This window comes from Hyphomonas sp. NPDC076881, assembly GCF_050269995.1.
GTDB lineage: Bacteria > Pseudomonadota > Alphaproteobacteria > Caulobacterales > Hyphomonadaceae > Hyphomonas.
Map to the genome: position 1 here is coordinate 1 of NZ_JBNNJJ010000033.1, position 1,236 is coordinate 1,236.

A 1,236-nucleotide genomic window follows, 5' to 3' on the forward strand; every position below is an offset into this window, starting at 1 on the left:
GTGACCTGCTTCCGGCAAACTGGACCATTCGATTTGGGAAAATTCTCGTTTAGCATGTGGGCTGCCGAGCGAGGATGACAGATGAAGAAGTCGAAGTTCACGGACACGCAGATCGCATTTATTCTGCGTCAGGCTGAGGAAGGCACGAAGGTTGAGGAGGTCTGCCGGAAGGCAGGCATTTCGCAGCAGACGTTCTATCGATGGAAGAAGCTCTATGGTGGCCTGATGCCATCCGAGATGAAGCGCCTGAAACAGCTGGAGGAAGAGAATTCCAGGCTGAAGCGGATCGTCGCTGATTTATCGCTGGACAAGGAAATGCTCCAGGATGTCATCCGCCGAAAGCTTTAAAGCCTGCGCGACGTCGAGAGCTGGTGGACGATCTCAGGGTGATCTGGAAGGTCAGCATACGGCGCGCCTGTGAAGTTCTTCGGGCGGGTCGATCAACCTATCACTATGTGTCCCACGGTTCGACGCAGGCAGATCTGAGACAGCGGATCAGAGAGATCGCAGAGACGCGCGTGCGCTATGGCTACAGGCGTATTCACGTACTGCTCCGGCGAGAAGGCTGGGAAGTGAATGCCAAACGGGTTTACCGGCTGTATCGCGAGGAGGGCCTGCAGTTGCGGAATAAAACGCCGAAGCGGAAGGTGAAGGCGAAGCTTCGAGAAGGTCGAGCAGATCCCGTCCGGCGCAATGATGTCTGGGCCATGGATTTTGTGCACGACCAGCTCTACGACGGCCGCAAGATCCGGATCCTGAACATCATCGATGCGTACACCCGGTTTGTTCCTGCGATTGATGTCCGGGGCAGCTATACCGGGGCTGATGTGGTCGAAACACTTGAAAGGGTGTGTTCCGGGCTTGGCTACCCGAAATCCATCAGGGTGGATCAGGGGCCGGAGTTTGTCTCGAAAGATCTGGACCTTTGGGCTTATGCGAAGAATGTGGAGCTGGACTTCTCACGGCCCGGAAAGCCGACCGACAATGCGTTCATTGAAAGCCTGAACGGCAAGTTCAGGGCCGAATGCCTGAATGCTCATTGGTTCATGAACCTTGCCGACGCCCGCCGAAAATGCGAGTCATGGCGGGTCGAGTACAATAACCATCGGCCGCACAGCGCAATTGGCTATGAAGTGCCGGCAACATTGATGATGAGCTCAGGATCAGGCAGTCCACCCTGAGCAAATCAGCCGGGATTTTCTCCGGTCAGATGGTCCAGGAATGGGGTCAAGTTCA

The 1,236-nt window shown here is 55.7% G+C and carries 1 protein-coding gene; it reads left to right on the top strand.

Features of this window, described 5'->3' with window-relative positions; all coding sequences use genetic code 11:
* The first annotated feature begins 81 nt into the window (after positions 1 to 81).
* Positions 82 to 1,181, top strand: a protein-coding gene (locus ACQKI2_RS18565) for an IS3 family transposase (protein WP_427381119.1) whose coding sequence is annotated in 2 segments (ribosomal slippage) — positions 82 to 343 and positions 343 to 1,181 — 1,101 coding nt in all. Because the reading frame shifts where the segments join, the coding sequence is not laid out codon by codon here.
* Positions 1,182 to 1,236 lie beyond the last annotated feature (55 nt).